Source organism: Bradyrhizobium sp. UNPF46 (assembly GCF_006658625.1).
Classification (GTDB): domain Bacteria; phylum Pseudomonadota; class Alphaproteobacteria; order Rhizobiales; family Xanthobacteraceae; genus Bradyrhizobium; species Bradyrhizobium nitroreducens.
The window spans coordinates 222,013-240,504 of sequence record NZ_LFJB01000021.1 but is presented as its reverse complement, the minus strand read 5'-3'; the positions used below and the strand labels follow the sequence as shown (position 1 = coordinate 240,504).

At 65.3% G+C, this 18,492-nt stretch carries 18 protein-coding genes; 12 read left to right on the top strand and 6 right to left on the bottom strand.

Annotated elements, in window-relative coordinates; genetic code table 11:
* Positions 1-178: 178 nt before the first annotated feature.
* Complete coding sequence (locus UNPF46_RS10690) at positions 179-1,075, bottom strand: alpha/beta hydrolase family protein (RefSeq protein ID WP_142249985.1); 897 nt, start codon at positions 1,073-1,075, stop codon at positions 179-181.
* 182 nt (positions 1,076-1,257) lie between these two features.
* On the opposite strand from UNPF46_RS10690, the gene UNPF46_RS10685 reads away from it, so the two are divergent.
* From UNPF46_RS10685 to UNPF46_RS10675, 3 genes are read left to right on the top strand one after another with little or no spacing between them, the layout of a single operon-like run.
* Positions 1,258-2,646, top strand: a complete 1,389-nt coding sequence (locus UNPF46_RS10685; protein ID WP_142249984.1) for a class II 3-deoxy-7-phosphoheptulonate synthase — start codon at positions 1,258-1,260, stop codon at positions 2,644-2,646.
* Positions 2,647-2,650: 4 nt separating this feature from the next.
* Positions 2,651-3,004 (top strand): diacylglycerol kinase, encoded by a 354-nt coding sequence (locus tag UNPF46_RS10680; protein ID WP_018320918.1) that lies wholly within the window; start codon positions 2,651-2,653, stop codon positions 3,002-3,004.
* Between the two features lie 15 nt (positions 3,005-3,019).
* The gene (locus UNPF46_RS10675) at positions 3,020-4,777 is read left to right on the top strand and encodes an NAD+ synthase (protein ID WP_142249983.1); all 1,758 of its coding nucleotides are present in this window, start codon (positions 3,020-3,022) and stop codon (positions 4,775-4,777) included.
* 198 nt (positions 4,778-4,975) lie between these two features.
* Here UNPF46_RS10675 and UNPF46_RS10670 read toward each other — a convergent pair whose 3' ends face one another.
* Positions 4,976-6,163, bottom strand: coding sequence for a DUF2865 domain-containing protein (locus UNPF46_RS10670; RefSeq protein ID WP_142249982.1), 1,188 nt, complete (start codon positions 6,161-6,163; stop codon positions 4,976-4,978).
* Positions 6,164-6,306: 143 nt separating this feature from the next.
* On the bottom strand, positions 6,307-6,600 hold the full coding sequence (locus UNPF46_RS10665; RefSeq protein WP_174719370.1) for a hypothetical protein: 294 nt from the start codon (positions 6,598-6,600) through the stop codon (positions 6,307-6,309).
* Between the two features lie 287 nt (positions 6,601-6,887).
* Here UNPF46_RS10665 and cysS point away from each other — a divergent pair, with 287 nt between their 5' ends.
* From cysS to UNPF46_RS10645, 4 genes are all read left to right on the top strand, one after another.
* Positions 6,888-8,270 (top strand): cysteine--tRNA ligase, encoded by a 1,383-nt coding sequence (gene cysS / locus UNPF46_RS10660; protein WP_142249981.1) that lies wholly within the window; start codon positions 6,888-6,890, stop codon positions 8,268-8,270.
* Between the two features lie 115 nt (positions 8,271-8,385).
* A complete protein-coding gene (locus tag UNPF46_RS10655) occupies positions 8,386-8,877 on the top strand; it encodes a GNAT family N-acetyltransferase (RefSeq protein ID WP_181769879.1) in 492 nt (163 codons plus the stop codon).
* Positions 8,874-10,472 (top strand): citramalate synthase, encoded by a 1,599-nt coding sequence (gene cimA / locus UNPF46_RS10650; protein ID WP_142249979.1) that lies wholly within the window; start codon positions 8,874-8,876, stop codon positions 10,470-10,472. Before UNPF46_RS10655 ends, cimA begins: the two co-directional genes overlap by 4 nt.
* A 55-nt stretch (positions 10,473-10,527) precedes the next feature.
* Positions 10,528-10,905, top strand: coding sequence for a VOC family protein (locus UNPF46_RS10645; protein ID WP_100180424.1), 378 nt, complete (start codon positions 10,528-10,530; stop codon positions 10,903-10,905).
* 4 nt (positions 10,906-10,909) lie between these two features.
* On the opposite strand, the gene UNPF46_RS10640 is transcribed toward UNPF46_RS10645, so the two are convergent.
* Positions 10,910-11,515 (bottom strand): LOG family protein, encoded by a 606-nt coding sequence (locus UNPF46_RS10640; RefSeq protein WP_174719230.1) that lies wholly within the window; start codon positions 11,513-11,515, stop codon positions 10,910-10,912.
* Between the two features lie 201 nt (positions 11,516-11,716).
* Here UNPF46_RS10640 and UNPF46_RS10635 point away from each other — a divergent pair, with 201 nt between their 5' ends.
* The 4 genes from UNPF46_RS10635 to UNPF46_RS10620 all read left to right on the top strand — a co-directional run bounded on the left by UNPF46_RS10635 (position 11,717) and on the right by UNPF46_RS10620 (position 16,266).
* Positions 11,717-13,669, top strand: coding sequence for an ABCB family ABC transporter ATP-binding protein/permease (locus UNPF46_RS10635; protein WP_142249978.1), 1,953 nt, complete (start codon positions 11,717-11,719; stop codon positions 13,667-13,669).
* 81 nt (positions 13,670-13,750) lie between these two features.
* Positions 13,751-14,455: a phosphatidylserine decarboxylase gene (locus tag UNPF46_RS10630; protein WP_283811659.1), complete on the top strand. Its 705-nt coding sequence runs from the start codon at positions 13,751-13,753 to the stop codon at positions 14,453-14,455.
* Between the two features lie 85 nt (positions 14,456-14,540).
* Positions 14,541-15,422, top strand: a complete 882-nt coding sequence (locus tag UNPF46_RS10625; RefSeq protein ID WP_142249977.1) for a CDP-alcohol phosphatidyltransferase family protein — start codon at positions 14,541-14,543, stop codon at positions 15,420-15,422.
* Positions 15,423-15,546: 124 nt separating this feature from the next.
* On the top strand, positions 15,547-16,266 hold the full coding sequence (locus tag UNPF46_RS10620; protein WP_142249976.1) for an RraA family protein: 720 nt from the start codon (positions 15,547-15,549) through the stop codon (positions 16,264-16,266).
* A gap of 3 nt (positions 16,267-16,269) precedes the next feature.
* On the opposite strand, the gene UNPF46_RS10615 is transcribed toward UNPF46_RS10620, so the two are convergent.
* Together UNPF46_RS10615 and plsY are read right to left on the bottom strand one after the other, a co-directional pair.
* Positions 16,270-16,563 (bottom strand): hypothetical protein, encoded by a 294-nt coding sequence (locus UNPF46_RS10615; RefSeq protein WP_100180430.1) that lies wholly within the window; start codon positions 16,561-16,563, stop codon positions 16,270-16,272.
* A gap of 153 nt (positions 16,564-16,716) precedes the next feature.
* Positions 16,717-17,397 carry a glycerol-3-phosphate 1-O-acyltransferase PlsY gene (gene plsY, locus UNPF46_RS10610; protein ID WP_100180431.1) on the bottom strand — a complete coding sequence of 227 codons (681 nt, stop codon included), beginning with the start codon at positions 17,395-17,397 and terminating at the stop codon, positions 16,717-16,719.
* A 299-nt stretch (positions 17,398-17,696) separates the two neighbouring features.
* Between plsY and UNPF46_RS10605 the strand changes: the two genes are divergently transcribed.
* Positions 17,697-18,470, top strand: coding sequence for a motility protein A (locus tag UNPF46_RS10605; RefSeq protein WP_063195489.1), 774 nt, complete (start codon positions 17,697-17,699; stop codon positions 18,468-18,470).
* The last annotated feature ends 22 nt before the right edge of the window (positions 18,471-18,492 follow it).

The following is an 18,492-nucleotide window of genomic DNA, read 5'->3' as shown; positions in this document are numbered from 1 at the left end:
CCGGGATGTCCTGGCTACACCTGTATGCCGCTGTGCAGCTTCTTGTCACGCAGGATTCGCACAGTGGACCGCGGGTGCCAGCCGGCACCCGGTCTTCCCTGCGCCCTCTCTTTCAAAGAGGGTGAAGCGATGAAGCAAACTCGGGCGAGAATGTGCCGCGAGGACGCGAAGCTGTGTCTCACTCTCCCTGAATCCATTCCGCCACTCCGCGCCACAGCGTGTCGCGGTGATCGGGGCGGAAGAAGCCGAAATGCCCGATCGCCTTGGCGCCGACGTCGGACGGCCTCACCGTGAGCACCTCCGGCTTGATCGCGGAAAAGCCGCTCGCGAGCAGCTCGACCGCCGGTCGCGTCGCCCAGGGATCGTCGGAAAAGCACAGCGCCCGCAGCTCGCCCTTGAAGTTGGCAAAATTCTCCAGCGCCGGCAGTTTGGAATCGAAGAGATAGCGGGGGCTCGAGACCCATTCGGCCCATTGCAGGAAGACGCCCTTGGGCAGATCCTCGCCGACCCCGGCCCAGCCCGGCGCATAGCCGAGCGCGTGGGTCAGTGGCACGCCGACGAAGTTCATGAAGGCGTAGACGCGATATTTCTCCGGCGAGGTCATCAGCCGCCAGGTCGCGGCCTGCGAGGCCACCAGGGCAGCGCGCGAGATGTCGGTATTGTTTTCGATCAGCCCGAGCGCCTGGCCGCCGAAGGAATGGCCGATATAGGCCAGCGGCAGATCCTGATAGCGCTCGCGCATCCAGCGCACCGCGGCGGTGACGTCCCGCGCAGCCCAGTCCGACATCGAGGCCTTGAAGCCGACCAGGGATTTCGGCTGGTTGTAGCCGACCATCGCCGGCAGCCGGGAATCGCCGATGCCGCGATAGTCGTAGGTGAGCACCGCGCAGCCGCGATGGGCGAGGTAGGAAGCAAAGCCGCGATAGATTTTTCGCGGGACGGCGGTTGCCGAGTTGATCAGCACCGCATGGCGCTTGGTGCCGCGCGGCAGGAACAGGGTGCCGGTCAGGGCATACCCGTCGGTCGCCGGGAAGCTGATCTCGTCGATGAAAACGTCGTCCAGTGCCACGTCCATGGGCAGAAGGTATCCCTGCCGGTTTCCTCGCCGTTTCCTAGCAAATGCGAATTTGGCTTTACCCGCAAGGGTTTGCGATCCGAAACGGATTTACAACTGGCGATGTCGTGCCAGCCTGTGTATAAGGCGGCCCTCGCAACCCCCAGATCAGGTTGCACTTTTTGCTTCACGGAGAGATTGCGATGTCCGAGCGGTGGACGCCCGAGTCCTGGCGCAGCAAGCCGGTGCTACAGGTGCCCGACTATCCCGACGCCAAGGCTTTGGCCGACGTCGAGGCGCAGCTTGCGACCTTTCCGCCGCTGGTGTTCGCGGGCGAGGCGCGCAATCTGAAGAAGGCGCTGGGGCGGGTCGCGGCGGGTGAAGCCTTCCTGCTCCAGGGCGGCGACTGCGCCGAGAGCTTTGCCGAGCACGGCGCCAACAACATCCGCGATTTCTTCCGTGTGCTGCTGCAGATGGCGGTGGTGCTGACCTATGCCGGCGCCGTGCCGGTGGTGAAGGTCGGCCGCATCGCCGGCCAGTTTGCCAAGCCGCGCTCATCGCCGACCGAGAAGGTGAATGGCGTCGAGCTGCCGAGCTATCGCGGCGACATCGTCAACGACATCGCCTTCACCAAGGAAGCGCGCACCCCCGATCCGCAGCGTCAGCTGATGGCCTATCGCCAGTCGGCCGCGACGCTGAACCTGCTCCGCGCCTTTGCGACCGGCGGCTACGCCAATCTCGGCAGCGTGCATCAATGGATGCTCGGCTTCCTGAAGGATTCACCGCAGTCCCGCCGCTACAAGGAATTGGCCGACCGCATCTCGGACGCGCTCAACTTCATGCGCGCCTGCGGCCTCGATCTCGAGGCCCATCCCGAGCTGCGCGCCACCGATTTCTACACCAGCCACGAGGCGCTACTGCTCGGCTACGAGCAGGCCATGACCCGCGTCGATTCCACCACCGGGGACTGGTACGCGACCTCGGGCCACATGATCTGGATCGGCGATCGCACCCGCCAGCTCGATCACGGCCATATCGAGTATTTCCGCGGCATCAAGAATCCGATCGGGCTCAAATGCGGCCCGTCGCTCAAGCCCGACGAGCTGTTAAAGCTGATCGACGTGCTCAACCCCGACAACGAGCCGGGCCGGTTGACGCTGATCGGCCGCTTCGGCTCGGACAAGGTCGGCGAGCATCTGCCGAACATGATCCGCGCCGTGAAGCGCGAGGGCAAGGTGGTGGTCTGGTCGTGCGATCCCATGCATGGCAACACCATCACCTCGACGTCGGGCTACAAGACGCGGCCGTTCGACCGCATCCTGTCCGAGGTGAAGTCGTTTTTCGCGATCCATGCCGCCGAAGGCACCCATGCCGGCGGCGTGCATCTGGAGATGACCGGCCAGGACGTTACCGAATGCCTCGGCGGCGCCCGCGCGATCACCGACGAGGACCTCAACGACCGCTATCACACGGTCTGCGATCCCCGTCTCAACGCCGAGCAATCCATCGACATGGCTTTCCTGATCGCCGAGCTCCTCAAGCAGGAGCGCGCCGGCAAGGCCCAGCCGATGCCGGTCGCAGCGGGGCTCTAAGACCTTGCTGCGGATTTGGAAGGCCACGATCAATTCCCGTAACGGGCTGGCCTTTGCGTTCCGATCGGAGCAGGCGGTCCGCGAGGAGATCTTTGCGCTCCTCGTGTCGCTGCCGCTGGCCTGGCTGGTCGGCGCGACCGCGATGCGCGCGGTCGAGCTGGTCTGTTCGGTTGCGTTCGTGCTGACCGTCGAGCTGCTCAACACCGCGATCGAGAAGCTCGCCGACCGCCTGACCATGGACCACGACAAGCAGATCGGCCGGGTCAAGGACATGGGCTCGGCGGCAGTCGGCGTCGCGCTGCTGATGGCCGGCGCGTTCTGGATCATCGCCATCATCGAGCGACTGGGATTCATCTGATCGGAGCGCGGGGCCATGGCCGAACGTCTCAACGCCTTCGCGGTCACGCTCGCCCAGCTCAATCCGACCCTGGGCGACATTGAGGGCAACGCCGCCAAGGCGCGTGATGCGCGCGCGCGCGCCATCGCCGACGGCGCCGATCTCGTGCTGTTTCCGGAACTGTTCATCGCCGGCTATCCGCCGGAAGACCTTGTGCAGAAGCCGGCGTTCCAGGCGGCCTGCCGCGCCGCGATCGAAGCGCTGGCGCGCGAGACCGCCGATGGCGGGCCGGCCATGCTGGTCGGCACGCCCTGGGTCGAGGACGGCAAGCTCTACAATGCCTGCGCGCTGCTCGACGGCGGCCGCATCGCCGCCCTTCGCTTCAAGTGCAACCTGCCGAATTACGGCGTGTTCGACGAGAAGCGGCTGTTTGCGCGCGGCCCTGCCGCGGGCCCGGTGACCGTGCGTGGCGTTCGCATCGGCGTGCCGATCTGCGAGGACATCTGGCTGGAAGAGTCCGAGGACTACGAGAACGTGGTCGAGACGCTGGCCGAGACCGGTGCCGAGATCATCCTGGTGCCGAACGGTTCGCCTTACGCCCGCGACAAGAATGACGTGCGCCTGTCGGTCGCGGTCGCACGCGTCACCGAGAGCGGGCTGCCGCTGGTCTATCTCAACCAAATCTGCGGCCAGGACGAGCTGGTGTTTGACGGCGCCTCCTTCGCGCTCAACGGCGATCTCTCGCTCGCGGCGCAGCTGCCGGCGTTCGAGGAGAGCGTCACCACGTTGCGCTTCACCCGGAACGGCGATGATTGGCGCTGCGCGGGGCCGATCGCGCAGCAGGTCGAGGGCGACAAGGCCGACTACGCCGCCTGCGTGCTGGGCCTGCGCGATTATGTTGCCAAGAACGGCTTTCCCGGCGTGCTGCTCGGCATCTCCGGCGGCATCGATTCCGCGCTGTGCGCGGCGATCGCGGTCGATGCGCTCGGCGCCGACCAGGTGCACGGCGTGATGCTGCCTTATCGCTACACGGCGGCCACTTCGATTGCGGACGCCGGCGAGCTCGCCGGCCATCTCGGCATCCGCTACGAGGTGCTGCCGATCGCCGAAGCCGTCGGCGGGTTCGAGACCATCCTCTCGGGGCTGTTCAAGAATCTGCCGCCCGACATTACCGAAGAGAATCTTCAGGCCCGCACCCGCGGCACGCTCCTGATGGCGATCTCCAACAAGACCGGCTTGATGGTGGTCACCACAGGCAACAAGTCCGAAATGTCGGTCGGCTACGCCACGCTCTATGGCGACATGAACGGCGGCTTCAACCCGATCAAGGACATCTACAAGACGCAGGTGTTCCGGCTGGCAAGCTTGCGCAATGGCTGGAAGCCGGACGGCGCGCTCGGACCTGCCGGCGAGGTGATCCCGCCCGACATCATCACGCGGCCGCCGACCGCGGAGCTGCGCGAGAACCAGCGTGACGAGGATTCGCTGCCGCCTTACGAGGTGCTCGACGCCATTCTGCAGGGGCTCATCGAACGCGAGGAGCCGCTGGATCAGATCATTGCCGCCGGCTTCGATCGCGAGACCGTCACCCGCATCGACCATCTGCTCAACGTCGCCGAATACAAGCGCCGCCAGGCCGCGCCCGGCGTGAAGGTGACGGCGAGAAATTTCGGCCGCGACCGCCGCTACCCCATCACCAACCGCTTCCGCGACAAGGGCGAGACGCCGCCCGCGGCGGACGAGACGCTGGTGTCGCGCGGGAGCAGGGCATCGATCGACGCGTTCGAGGGGTGAGAGCGACTTCCCTCCGGTGGCCGCAAGCGAGCTGAGCGTTGTTGCGCCCTCGCCCCTTGTGGGAGAGGGCAGCTCCGCAGCTGCAACAAACTCACTCGGGTGAGGGGTTGTCTCCGCATTCACATATGTGAGCGCGGATAGAACCCCTCATCCGGCGCTTCGCGCCACCTTCTCCCACAAGGGGAGAAGGAACATACCCTATTTCTGCTGCTGCGGCAGGAAGGTCGGGCCGACCGAGCGGATCGGCTTGTTCTCGGAGCTTGCGGCGGTGCCCGTATCCACCGGCGGCGTCGCAGCCGGTGCAGTCGTCGTCGTCGGCGCGGGGGCCGCGCCCTTTTTGGCGTTCGCAGGCGTGCCCTTGTTGAGCCGCTGCTGCTGCATTTTCTTGGCGCTCTCCTCGGTGACGATGATGTCGCCCTGCTGCTCGGCGGTCGCCTTGTCGTCGGCCGATTTCAGCGCGTCCGCCCAGGTCTGGCCGGCGGCCTTGCAGGAGCAGGACGGGTTGAACTCGCTGCGGAATTTGAAAGCGGTCGGCAGCGCCGTGTAGGGCTGGCCGCTGATGGAGACCGCCGAGTTCATGTCTTCGCCGGGATTGCGATGGGTGTAGAGCACGGCTTCAGCGGCCGGGCAGAGCGCCTTGCAGGTCTTCTCGTCGTCGGGGAAGCGCGCCGGCACCGTGGCAAACGAGACCGGGAAATAAGCGCCGTCGCAGGTGCGCACGCACACGGTCCGGTAAGTGCCGGATTGCGGCCCGAGATCGGAGGGCGGCACGCCCTGCGGATTGCCGGCGTTGTTGCCGCCGAACAGATTGCTCAGGAAGTTGCCGCCGCCTTGACCTTGCGCGGCGTTGGCATATTGCGGGCCGCAATTGTTCTGCGCCAGCGCCGCCAGCACCGAGCGGCGCTGACTGTCGCGCTCCGGGCTGTAGCCGCCGCCACCGCCGCCGCGCAGGCGCTCGAGATTGCTGGTGATCTGGTCCAGATTGGCGCGCATCTGCTGGATCTGGGTGTTGACCGGGCCGCATTGCGCCTGCTGGCCACCGAACAGCGAGAAGAAGCCGGAGGAATCGCAGCCCATGCGCTTGGCCTGCATGGTGACGCGGTCGAGCTCGGCCTGCTGCTTGGCCTGGGAATCCTGGTAACGGCGGATCTGGTCTTCCCGCGCGGGGTCGCCCCCGCCGCCGCGGTCGAGCGCCGCGAGTTGGCCCTCCAGCCGCACGCACATCGGATTGGGCCCAAGTCCGTTTTGCCCCGGCTGAGGCGGCGGTCCGGGCGGGCCGGCCTGCGCGAAAGCGCCGGTGACGAGCACGGTCGTGCTCAAGAGCACGGTGCAGGCAAGGACGAAGCGGGCACGGGAGAGGGACAGGAATTCAGGCATATCCGCCATTCTAGCGAGGTCACGGCCCAATGTGACTTTCGACGTGACTTTGCAGGGCCGAAGCGCGCCCTCCAATAGCCGCTTCCCGCGGCATCGTCACGTCGTTTCGGGGGCCAAAGGACCGGCCTAAGCTGCGCCAGCTCCGAGCAAATTCAGCGCTGGCAGGTGATTGCGACATATTCGTCGCAATGGCCATGGGAGCAATTTGTGCCGGATTTGGGGACAGAGCCGGTAATTTCGTCGGGATCGACCCGGCGATAGCTTGATGCCTGGGCAAAATCGCGTGATTGGCAATAGGTGCGCGCGGCGGAGGCGCCGCATTTGTCGCCCTTGGCCAGGCAATGATCGACCGCCGGGTTGGCGATGATGAAGACGCGGCTCTCGGCGAGGGCGCTGGAAGCCGCAAAGATGAAGGCGCTGGAAATGAGCGCGGGCAAGACTCGCATGAAAAGCACCGGGGGCAAAAAGGGGAACTGCCGGTTCCAGAATGGGCTCAAATGGTTAGGGGATCATGAACCGTCATGATGGACGCGCGCTGGGCGGGAGGACAAAACGGCGTTTTCGCGGCTCTCTTGACGCAGGGGCACCTGATAGCCCATATGTTCCGCATGAACGGTCTCCTCGCCATTTGCGCCATTTGCCGCGAGATTACGAGCTAGCGATTCGCTGGCTGGAGCCGTCTTTTCTCAAACATTGAGAGCCTCGGACGCCCGGCCGCAAGGGATGGGTTGTCATGGAATTGCGCCTTCACGATACGCTGAGCCGGGAAAAGCGCACCTTTGTGCCGCTCGATGCCAGCAACGTCCGCATGTATGTCTGCGGACCGACCGTCTATGACTTCGCCCATATCGGCAATGCGCGGCCCGTGATCGTGTTCGACGTGCTGTTTCGCCTGCTGCGCCACCTCTACGGCGAGGCGCACGTCACATATGTCCGCAACATCACCGACGTCGACGACAAGATCAACGACCGCGCCGCGCGCGATTTCCCCGGCCTGCCGCTGAACGAGGCGATCCGCAAGGTCACCGAGCAGACCGGCAAGCAGTTTCATGCCGATGTCGATGCGCTGGGCTGCTTGCGGCCGAGCGTCGAGCCGCGCGCGACCGAGCATATCGCGGAGATGCGCGAGATCATCGAGCGGCTGGTCAAGGGCGGCTTTGCCTATGTCGCCGAGGATCACGTGCTGTTCTCGCCGCAGGCGATGAACGCCGCCGATTCAGGGTTGCCGCGCTATGGCGCGCTGTCCAACCGCTCGCTCGACGAGATGGTTGCCGGTGCCCGCGTCGATGTCGCGCCTTACAAGAAGGGCAACACCGACTTCGTGCTGTGGAAGCCGTCCAAGCCCGGCGAGCCGTCATGGCCGTCGCCATCAGGCATCAAGGCCGAGGGGCGTCCGGGCTGGCACATCGAGTGCTCGGCCATGGCCTGGAAGCATCTCGGCGAGCATTTTGACATCCACGGTGGCGGCATCGATCTCGTGTTTCCGCACCACGAGAACGAGGTCGCGCAGACCTGCTGCGCCTTCCACCGGGAGCGCATGGCAAACTATTGGATGCACAACGGCTTCCTGCAGGTCGAGAGTGAGAAGATGTCGAAGAGCCTCGGCAACTTCATCACCATTCACGAGCTGCTCCGTGACTGGCCGGGTGAAGTGCTGCGCCTGAACATGCTGAAGACGCACTACCGCTCGCCGATCGACTGGACCATGAAGTCGCTGGAGGAGAGCGCCAAGACGCTCGACGACTGGTACCGCGTTGCGGCCGACGTCGCGCCCGGCAAGCCGGCCGCATCCGTGGTCGAGCCGCTGCTCGACGATCTCAACACGCCGCTGGCGATCGCGGCGCTGCATGGCCTGCGTGGCGGTGACGTCGCGGCTCTGGCGGGCTCGTTGCGGCTGCTCGGCTTCCTGTCCGAGAGCGCTGCGCAGTGGGAAGGCCGCAAGCAGCAGGCGAGCGGCGTCGATGCCAAGGAGGTCGAGCGCCTGATCGCGGAGCGGACGGCAGCCCGTGGCCGCAAGGATTTCAAGGAGTCGGACCTCATCCGCGATCAGCTCGCCGCGATGGGCGTTGCGATCAAGGATTCCAAGGACGGAACGACGTGGGAGATTGCGCGATGAAGCGGCCCGACACGCCTTTCCCGCGGCACTGGCTCTATTATATCGCGCTGAAGGTTCTGCTGCTCGGAGCCGCCGTGGCGATCGTGCTGAAACTCTACGGGTTGTGGTGAACATTATGGGACAGACTTTGCCGAAGCCCGGATTGCGGCCGTTCCTGCCGGATGACGTTCCCGTGCTCGCCGCGATCTTTACGGCCAGCATCGAGGAGCTGACCGGCGAGGACTATAGCGAGGCGCAGCAGCAGGCCTGGATGGAGAAGGCGGAAGACGAAGACTTCGGCAGGCACCTCGCTTCCGACCTGACGCTGATCGCGACGATCGAAGGCTCACCGGTTGGTTTTGCTTCGCTGCGCGGCAAAGACCACATCCAGATGCTCTATGTGCATCCGGCAGTGGCCGGGCAAGGGGTCGCCACCATGCTGGTCGACGCGCTTGAGAAGCTCGCCGGCGGCCGCGGCGCGCAGAGCCTTTCGGTCGATGCCAGCGACACCGCGCAGGGCTTTTTCGCCAAGCGCGGCTATGTCGCCATGCAGCGCAACAGCATTACCGTCAACGACGAGTGGCTCGCCAACACCACGATGAAGAAGACGCTCGGAGCGGGGCAATGAGCAAGGAGCGCCTTTATCTGTTCGACACCACGCTGCGCGACGGCGCGCAGACCAACGGCGTCGATTTCACACTGACCGATAAGCAGGTCATCGCCGCGATGCTGGACGATCTCGGCATCGACTACGTCGAGGGCGGTTATCCCGGCGCCAATCCGACCGACACCGAATTCTTCGGCACCAAGCCGAAGTTCAACCACGCGCGCTTCACCGCCTTCGGCATGACGCGCCGGGCCGGGCGCTCGGTCTCCAACGATCCTGGCGTGGCCGGGCTTTTGGAAGCGAAAGCGGATGCGATCTGCTTCGTGGCAAAATCGTCGGCCTATCAGGTGCGCGTCGCGCTGGAGACGACGAAGGAGGAGAACCTCGCATCGATCCGCGACAGCGTCGCGGCCGCCAAGGCCGCGGGCCGCGAGGTCATGCTCGACTGCGAGCATTTCTTCGACGGCTACAAGGAGGATTCCGAGTTTGCGCTCGCCTGTGCCAAGGCCGCCTACGAGGCCGGCGCGCGCTGGGTGGTGCTGTGCGACACCAATGGCGGCACCATGCCTGATGAGGTCGAGGCCATCGTCAGCGAGGTGACGAAGCACATCCCCGGCGATCATGTCGGCATCCACGCTCATAACGACACCGAGCAGGCGGTGGCCAATTCGCTCGCCGCGGTGCGCGCCGGCGCGCGGCAGATCCAGGGCACGCTGAACGGGCTCGGTGAGCGCTGCGGCAACGCCAATCTCTGCTCGCTGATCCCGACGCTGAAACTGAAGAAGGGCTTTGCCGAGGCTTTCGAGATCGGCGTCACGTCCGAGAAGCTGGCGACGCTCGTCAAAGTCTCGCGCACGCTCGACGACATGCTCAACCGCGTGCCGAACCGGCATGCCGCTTATGTCGGCGAGAGCGCCTTCGTCACCAAGACCGGCATTCATGCGTCCGCCGTGTTGAAGGATCCGCAGACCTATGAGCACGTGCTGCCGGAGACGGTCGGCAACCACCGCAAGGTGCTGGTGTCAGACCAGGCCGGACGCTCCAACGTCATCGCCGAGCTCGACCGTGCCGGCATCCCCTACGAGAAGAGCGATCCGAAGCTGACGCGCCTCGTCGAGGAGCTGAAGGAGCGCGAGGCGGCCGGCTACGCCTATGAATCCGCCAACGCCTCGTTCGAGCTGCTGGCGCGCCGCACGCTCGGCAAGGTGCCGCATTATTTCGAGGTCGAGCAGTTCGACGTCAATGTCGAGCAGCGCTACAACGCGCTCGGCGAGCGCGTCACCGTCGCTCTGGCCGTTGTGAAGGTCGACGTCGCCGGCGAGCACCTGATCTCGGCCGCCGAGGGCAACGGCCCCGTCAACGCGCTCGACGTCGCCATGCGCAAGGATCTCGGCAAGTACCAGAAATACATCGAGGGCTTGAGGCTGATCGACTACCGGGTGCGTATCCTCAACGGCGGCACCGGCGCGGTCACGCGCGTGCTGATCGAGAGCGAGGACGAGAACGGCGACAGCTGGACCACGGTCGGCGTCTCCCCGAACATCATCGACGCCTCGTTCCAGGCGCTGATGGATTCGGTGATCTACAAGCTCGTGAAGTCGGGCGCGCCGGCGTAACGGACGGCGTCGACAATGAACGCCGTCATTGCGAGGAGGAGGGGGAGCGTAGCCAATGATCGACCACATTTCCGTCGGCGTCAGTGATCTCGATCGGTCGGCGAAATTCTACGAAGCCGCGCTCGCAGCGCTCGGCCTCACACGCCTCGTCACGCGACCGCGGACGGTCGGCTTCGGCAAGGCCTATCCCGAGTTCTGGATCAATCTGCGCGAAAACATGCCGCGCGTAGCTCCGGAGAGCGGCGTGCACATCTGCCTGCGGGCGAAGACGACTGGGGAGGTCGATGCGTTTCATGCCGCGGCTCTCGCGGCGGGCGGGGCCTCCGACGGCGCGCCCGGCATCCGCCCGCATGACCGCGTGCGCTACTATGCGGCTTTCGTCACCGATCCCGACGGCAACCGCATCGAGGCGGTGACGTTTCCCGCAGAGTAGGGCGCTACAGCTTGCGCGCCACTTCGGGGGCGAGATCGCGCTGGCTGTCGGGAATCTGCGCAGCCGCGGCGCGCAGCCGCGGGACGATCTCCTCGACCTTGTCCGCCTTCAGGATCTCGACGGAAAGGCCGGCGCGGATGAACTGGGTCTGGCGCATGTGGGAGACCAGAGAGAACAGCGGCTCCCAGAAATTGTCGATGTTGGCGAGCAGCACCGGCTTGGCGTGACGGCCGAGTTGCTGCCAGGTCAGCTGCTCGACCAGCTCCTCGAGCGTTCCGAGCCCGCCGGGCAGGGCGACGAAAGCGTCGGAGCGCTCGAACATCAGCCGCTTGCGCTCGTGCATGTCGGGCGTGACGACCATCTCCTGCACCCGCGTCAGCGCGTTCTCGCGCATCCGGAGGAAGTCAGGGATGATGCCGGTGACGGTGCCGCCGTGATCCAGCACCGAGGTTGCGACCGCTCCCATCAGGCCGAGCGAGCCGCCGCCGTAGACGAGGCGGATCTTGTTGTCCGCCAGCGCCTTGCCAAGCGCCTTCGCCGCTTCGATGAAGTTGGGATTGGTTCCGGGGCCGGAGCCGCAATAGACACAGACGGTTTTGATCGTGCTCATTGGTACCATGATGCATTGCAGCGAAGGGGCGTCAAGCCCTTCAGGTGATTCGGATCGTCAGGAAATCTACCCGTAAATACCGACAAACTATCGAAGAATCGCCATCTGGCGGGGTGCGCTCGCCTCCGGAAGCTTCTATATGGACGGGCGAAAACAGTCATCGCAGCTTGCCCGCGCCCGGCGGGCCTTCCAGGTTTCTTGATGAGCCCACCTCATTCGCCCCACGTTCCCGACGTGCCTGATCCCGCAGGCGGGCCGCTCGAGCGGGCCACGTTGATGGGCACGCTGGCGCATCTGTGGCCCTATATCTGGCCGGGCGACCGCTTCGACCTGAAGATGCGGGTGGTCTGGTCCATGGTGCTGCTGCTCGCCGCCAAGCTGATCACGCTGACGGTGCCGTTCAGCTTCAAATGGGCGACGGACGCGCTGACCGGCGCCAACACGGCGCCGGTGCAGGCCGACAATTGGCAGCTCTGGGTGATCGCCTCGCCGCTGTTGCTGACCGCGAGCTACGGCGTGATGCGCATCCTGATGGCGGTGCTGACGCAATGGCGTGACGGCATCTTCGCGCGCGTCGCCATGCATGCCGTGCGCAAGCTTGCCACCATCACCTTCATCCACATGCACGAGCTCTCGCTGCGCTTTCACCTCGAGCGCAAGACCGGCGGCCTGACGCGCGTGCTGGAGCGCGGCCGCGAGGGCATCGAGGTCATCGTGCGCATGGTGATCCTGCAACTGATCCCGACCATCGTCGAGGTCTCGCTGCTGATGGCCGTGCTGCTCTGGCAGTTCGACTGGCGCTACGTCGTCGCGACCCTGATCACGGTCACGGTCTACATGTACTACACCTACGTCGCGACCGAGTGGCGGATCGGCATCCGCCGCAGGATGAACGATTCCGACACCGAGGCGAACACCAAGGCGATCGACTCGCTGCTCAACTACGAGACCGTGAAGTATTTCAGCGCCGAGGCGCGCGAGGCGCAGCGCTACGACCGCTCGGTGGCACGCTACGAGGAGTCGAGCATCCAGGCCTACACCTCGCTCGCCGTGCTCAACACCGGCCAGGCCGTGATCTTCACGCTGGGCCTGACCGCGACCATGCTGATGTGCGCGATCGGCGTGCGCAACGGCACCAACACGGTCGGCGATTTCGTGCTGGTCAACGCCATGATGATCCAGCTCTACCAGCCCCTGAACTTCATGGGCATGGTCTATCGCGAGATCAAGCAGGCGATCATCGACATCGAGAAGATGTTTGGCGTGCTGGGCCGCGAGGCCGAGATCAAGGACATCCCCGATGCCAAGCCGCTGGCCGTCTCCGCCGGCACGGTGCGTTTCGAGGACGTGCGCTTTGCCTATGAGCCGACGCGCCCGATCCTCAAGGGCATCAGCTTCGAAGTGCCGGCCGGCAAGACGGTCGCCATCGTCGGCCCGTCGGGCGCAGGCAAGTCGACCATCTCGCGCCTTCTGTTCCGCCTCTATGACGTCTCCGGCGGCAAGATCCTGATCGACGGCCAGGATATCCGCGCGGTCACGCAGGATTCGCTGCGCGCATCCATTGGCATGGTTCCGCAGGACACCGTGCTGTTCAACGACACCATCCGCTACAACATCCGCTATGGCCGTTGGGACGCCAGCGATGCCGAGGTCGAGGAGGCCGCGAGCCTCGCGCAGATCGATCATTTCATCCGCATGGCGCCGAAGGGCTACGAAACCCAGGTCGGCGAGCGTGGGCTGAAATTGTCGGGCGGCGAGAAGCAGCGCGTTGCGATCGCGCGCACCGTCTTGAAGGCGCCGCCGATCCTGGTGCTGGACGAGGCGACCTCGGCGCTCGACACCCACACCGAGCACGAGATCCAGGGCGCGCTCGATCGGGTCGCGAAGAACCGCACCTCGCTGGTGATCGCGCACCGGCTATCGACCATCGTCGGGGCCGACGAGATCATCGTGCTGGACCAGGGCCGGATCGCCGAGCGGGGGACCCACGCCAAGCTCCTCGCACATGGCGGTCTCTACGCCAGCATGTGGAACAGGCAGCGCGAGGCCGAGGAGGCGCGCGAGAAACTGGCCAAGATGGCCGACACAAGCGAGGCGCCCAACCGGGAGCCGCCCCCGGTCGATGACGCCCTGACGGCGCCTGCGGAGGTGTGACCTTGTCTCCGGTCCCAACTCTGGCCTAAACATCCCCACCGCACGGGGCGACCCGCGCGCCGTCAACCCTTTCAGCGGCAGATAGCGATGTCCATTCTCGATTCGATCCAGCGTCAGATCCCGCCGATCCACAAGGAGGGCTATCCCTTCATCGGCGGCTTTGCGCTGGCAAGCCTGATCCTGTTCTGGCTGTGGTCGCCTCTGGGCTGGATCGGCACGATCCTGACCGTGTGGTGCGCGCTGTTCTTCCGAGATCCCGTGCGCGTGACGCCGGTGCGCGAGGGGCTGGTGGTGTCGCCGGCCGACGGCCGCGTCTCGATGATCACCATGGCGCTGCCGCCGGCCGAACTCGGGCTCGGGGACCGGCCATTGCCTCGCATCTCGGTGTTCATGAGCGTGTTCAATTGCCACGTGAACCGCGCGCCCGTAGCAGGCAGGGTGGACCGCATCGCGTACCGTCCCGGCCTCTTCATCAATGCCGAGCTCGACAAGGCCAGCGAAGACAACGAGCGCAACTCGCTGGTCATCTCGACGCCGACCGCTCGCATCGGCGTGGTTCAGATCGCAGGCCTCGTCGCCAAGCGCATCGTCTGTTTCGTCAGGGAGGGGCAGGCGATCGGCGCCGGCGAGCGTTTCGGTCTGATCCGCTTCGGCTCGCGGCTCGACGTCTATCTGCCTGTGGGTACCAAGGCGCTGGTCTCGGAAGGGCAGACCGCCATCGCCGGCGAGACGATTTTGGCCGATCTTGCCGGCGACGACCCCAGCCGCGCCTTCCGCGCCAATTAACCAATAGTCGGCCTGCGAGCGGGTTCCGCAGCAATGGCGGAGGAGGGCGCGGCTTGCTATATCTCGCCTTGAGGTGAGGACCGCCATGACGCCCTACGATTTGAGAGATCCCGACATACGCCGCCGCCGGTTCCGCCCGATCCCGGTGCGGATGCTGGTGCCCAACGTCATCACGCTGCTGGCGATCTGCGCCGGCCTGACCTCGATCCGGCTGTCGATCGAGGGGCGGATGTCGCTCGCGGTCTATGCCATCGTGTTCGCCGCCGCGCTCGACGGCATCGATGGCCGCATCGCGCGCATGATCAAGGGCCAGTCCAAGTTCGGTGCTGAGCTCGACAGTCTCGCCGATTTCGTCAATTTCGGCGTGGCGCCCGGGCTGATGCTGTATTTCTGGCAGCTGCACGAGCTCGGCAATGCCGGCTGGATTGCGGCGATGGTGTTCGCGATCTCGATGTGTCTGCGGCTCGCGCGCTTCAACGCCACGCTGGACGATCCGAACAAGCCGGCCTTTGCCGCCAACTTCTTCACCGGCGTGCCCGCGCCGGCCGGCGCCATCACAGTGATGTTGCCGATCTATGCGGTCTTCCTCGATGTGGGACGCTGGCCGGCGGCGCTGACGGCCGCCTACACGCTGCTGATTGCGTTTCTCATGGTATCGCGCCTGCCGGTGTTCTCCGGCAAGAGCATGCGCATGCGCGTGCCGCCGGAGCTGGTGCTTCCGGCCTTCGTTGCGGTGATCGTCTTCATCGCGCTCTTGATCGCCTATCCCTGGCACGTGCTGTCGATTGGCACGGTGCTGTATCTTCTCGCTTTGCCGCTCGGCTACAAATCCTATCGCGATCAGGCACGCGCGATGGAGGCGGCTGCGCCATCGGGAGACGAGGTCTCGTCGCCGCCCTCGGCGCCGACGCTGGCGAACTTGTCGGAGCCGCCGCACGACGACGACCGGCCCGGACGGCTGCACTGAGCGGCGAGGCGCGGATATCTGCCATGATGGCGTGCTGAGTTGGGTCGAGACCCGATCTCGGCTATATCGCCCTGATGCCGGCGGCATCGCACAATCAACCGCCGCCAATCTGGGAGAGAACGCCGTGACCAATTCCGCGACCGGGCCGCTGCCCGCTTCCGTCCTCGAAGCGCTGGGCCGCTATGACACGCCGACGATCTGCAATGCCATGGAGATCGTCGCGCCCGAGCGCCGGCTGATCGGCTATACCACCAAGCAGCTGGTTTGCCCGTTCCCCGATTTGCCGCCGATCGTCGGCTACGCCCGGACGGTTGCGATCCGCTCGGTGCTGAAGTCCTCGCTTGCACCCGAAGAGCAGTCGAAGCGCCGCATCGAGTATTACGAATATGTCGGCACCGGCCATGGGCCGCGCATCTCGGTGATCCAGGACATCGACGGTCCCGACGTCGGCTACGGCGCGTTCTGGGGTGAGGTGCAGAGCAACGTGCACAAGGCGCTCGGCTGCCTCGGCGTCGTCACCGACGGCTCGATCCGCGACATCCCGCAATGGGCGCCGGGCTTCCAGGCGCTGGCCGGCTCGATCGGCCCGTCGCATGCCTGGGTGCATGCGGAGAGCTTTGGCGGCGAGGTGCGCGTCGCCGGCATGACCGTGAGGTCGGACGACCTGATCCACGCCGATCAGCACGGCGCGATCGTGATCCCGCTCGACGTCGCGGCAAAGCTGCCCGAAGCCGCCGAGCTCTGCGGCCGCCGCGAGACGCCGATCCTCGAGATCGCCCGCAGCCCCGACTTCTCGCTGGAGAAGCTGAAAGCCGCGCTGAAGCGCTCGGCCGAGATCCACTGAAGCTTAAGGCGACGACGCCGGTCTCGAGCTGCCTTGTTCGGTCAGGAACAGGGCAGCTTGATCCGGTTCTCCGAACATCGCGGCGGCGCATCCGATCAGGGTGAAGCCGCCAGCAAGATCCCACAGCGTGATGTCGTCCGTGCTGTCGGGGCTGTGAATCAACCGCGCCGCGATCACCGCGAAAGCGGCTTCGGCAAACAGCGCAAGGCTGAAGGCCGGCAGGACGAGCGCCGGCTCGAGCAGGTGGAGCGCCAGCACCGCAGGCAACGCGGTGAGAAGACTGAACAGCGTCAACATGGCAAATTGCTCCCGCGGTCGAGCCTGCCGCAGAGCCGTAGAATACCAAATCGTCCTTCATTTCGCCCGTGGCGCAGGGCCGCAGTCGCTCGCCGGCTGGCGCTCTCAATATGCGTTAGCTTGGGGGGCAGCTTCGACGATCAACGAGTGGCCCTACGCCTCCGTCCTCGGTTCTGGACTGAATTGTCCGAACCGCGGCTCCGTCCCCGCCAGCAGTCGCTGGATGTTGGCGCGATGGCGCACGATCACGTAGATGCCGCCTGCAATCACCAGCAGCCGATAGGGCAGCGGTTGCTCCAGGCCGCAGACGAGGACGATCGCCGTCAGCGCCGCCAAGATCGAGCCAAGCGACACGATGCGAGATACAGCCAGCGCAATGGCAAAAGCGATTGCAGCCCCGAGGCCGACTGGCCACGACAATGCCAGCAGGACGCCGAGCCCCGTCGCAGCGGATTTGCCGCCCGTAAAGTTCAGCCAGATCGAAAGGGCGTGCCCGAGCAGCGCGGCAAGTCCAGCAACGCACACGCCCCAGTCCATCCAGCTTCGCGGATCAAGCGCGGACGGTGGCGTGCCCGATGGCAACGTGAAGACCTGGCCAAAGAACCAGCGGGCGAAGGCGATTGCCGCGGCACCTTTGAACACATCGACCAGAAGCACGACCAGCGCAGGCCATTTTCCCAGGACGCGCAACACATTTGTCGCGCCGGTCGATCTGGAGCCGTGCTCCCGAATGTCGATCCCCCTCAGCAGTTTCCCCGCCAGATAGCCGGTGGGCACAGAGCCGAAAAGATAGGCGGAGGCCAATCCGATCGCGCTCGCTAGCCAGAAAACCATGGGAGGACACCTCGACGCTTTGTATCAGCCTATACGACCGCGCGTTGACGAGTCCGCGGTCCGTGCCGCGAGGACATCATCGTCCGCTGCCGCAATTATGGTTAGCAATGTGTTGAGATTCGTGTCGGCAAGCAGCAAAGCCGGCATCCTCCGGGCCGCGATGCGCCGGTCTGACGCGCCTGCGCAACTTAACCTTTACGCGGCTTTAAGGGCGGCGCTCTAGGGTTTCCGATGCGGTTCGGGGTTGGGCCGCGCCAGCGGCCAGGACGGCCGTTGTTGCGTACGCGTTGGAGTATCCCATGGATATCATGACGAGCGTCGGGCTCACGGCGGGCATCATCGTCATCACCGCAATGATCTTCATGGGTGGCGATCTCCACATGTTCATCTCCGAACATGCGATGATCATCATCTTCGGCGGCTCGATCTCCGCCACCATGATCCGCTTTCCGCTCTCGGCGCTGCTGCACGGCCTTCCGCTTGGCGCCAAGTTCGCCTTCACCATGAGCCGGCTGTCGGCGCACGACCTCGTCGACGAGCTCGCCCGCATCGCCGAGATCGCCCGCAAGCAGGGCCCGGTCGGCCTCGAAAAGGTCGAGACCGACGAGCCGTTCCTCGCCAAGGGCATCCGCTACGTCGCCGACGGCTACGATCTCGACTTCATCCGCGACAATCTCGAGCGCGACCGCGACAACTTCCTGATGCACCTCGACGAGGGCAGCAAGATCTACCGCGCCATCGGCGACTGCGCCCCGGCGTTCGGCATGATCGGCACCCTGATCGGCATGGTGCAGATGTTCGCCAACATGACCGACCCCTCCAAGCTCGGCCCGTTCATGGCGACCGCGCTGCTTGCCACGCTGTACGGCGCGCTGGTCGCGAACCTGTTCTGTCTGCCGATCGCCGACAAGCTGCACGGCAAGCTGCTGGACGAGGAGACCAACCGCACCCTGATCATCGACGGCATCCTGATGATCCGCGACTCCAAGAGCCCGACGCTCGTGCGCGAAATGCTGCTGGCCTACCTGCCGGAGAAGCATCGTCACGCCGAGGGCGAGCCGGTGCCGGCGTAAGCCGCCCGCCGGGATCCGAGAC

Excerpts from the sequence above, each read along its gene's own strand:
- UNPF46_RS10690 (WP_142249985.1), bottom strand. The coding sequence starts at position 1,075 with ATGGACGTGGCACTGGACGACGTTTTCATCGACGAGATCAGCTTCCCG.
- UNPF46_RS10685 (WP_142249984.1), top strand. The coding sequence starts at position 1,258 with ATGTCCGAGCGGTGGACGCCCGAGTCCTGGCGCAGCAAGCCGGTGCTA.
- UNPF46_RS10675 (WP_142249983.1), top strand. The coding sequence starts at position 3,020 with ATGGCCGAACGTCTCAACGCCTTCGCGGTCACGCTCGCCCAGCTCAAT.
- UNPF46_RS10670 (WP_142249982.1), bottom strand. The coding sequence starts at position 6,163 with ATGGCGGATATGCCTGAATTCCTGTCCCTCTCCCGTGCCCGCTTCGTC.
- UNPF46_RS10665 (WP_174719370.1), bottom strand. The coding sequence starts at position 6,600 with ATGCGAGTCTTGCCCGCGCTCATTTCCAGCGCCTTCATCTTTGCGGCT.
- cysS (WP_142249981.1), top strand. The coding sequence starts at position 6,888 with ATGGAATTGCGCCTTCACGATACGCTGAGCCGGGAAAAGCGCACCTTT.
- UNPF46_RS10655 (WP_181769879.1), top strand. The coding sequence starts at position 8,386 with ATGGGACAGACTTTGCCGAAGCCCGGATTGCGGCCGTTCCTGCCGGAT.
- cimA (WP_142249979.1), top strand. The coding sequence starts at position 8,874 with ATGAGCAAGGAGCGCCTTTATCTGTTCGACACCACGCTGCGCGACGGC.
- UNPF46_RS10645 (WP_100180424.1), top strand. The coding sequence starts at position 10,528 with ATGATCGACCACATTTCCGTCGGCGTCAGTGATCTCGATCGGTCGGCG.
- UNPF46_RS10640 (WP_174719230.1), bottom strand. The coding sequence starts at position 11,515 with ATGAGCACGATCAAAACCGTCTGTGTCTATTGCGGCTCCGGCCCCGGA.
- UNPF46_RS10635 (WP_142249978.1), top strand. The coding sequence starts at position 11,717 with ATGAGCCCACCTCATTCGCCCCACGTTCCCGACGTGCCTGATCCCGCA.
- UNPF46_RS10625 (WP_142249977.1), top strand. The coding sequence starts at position 14,541 with ATGACGCCCTACGATTTGAGAGATCCCGACATACGCCGCCGCCGGTTC.
- UNPF46_RS10615 (WP_100180430.1), bottom strand. The coding sequence starts at position 16,563 with ATGTTGACGCTGTTCAGTCTTCTCACCGCGTTGCCTGCGGTGCTGGCG.
- plsY (WP_100180431.1), bottom strand. The coding sequence starts at position 17,397 with ATGGTTTTCTGGCTAGCGAGCGCGATCGGATTGGCCTCCGCCTATCTT.
- UNPF46_RS10605 (WP_063195489.1), top strand. The coding sequence starts at position 17,697 with ATGGATATCATGACGAGCGTCGGGCTCACGGCGGGCATCATCGTCATC.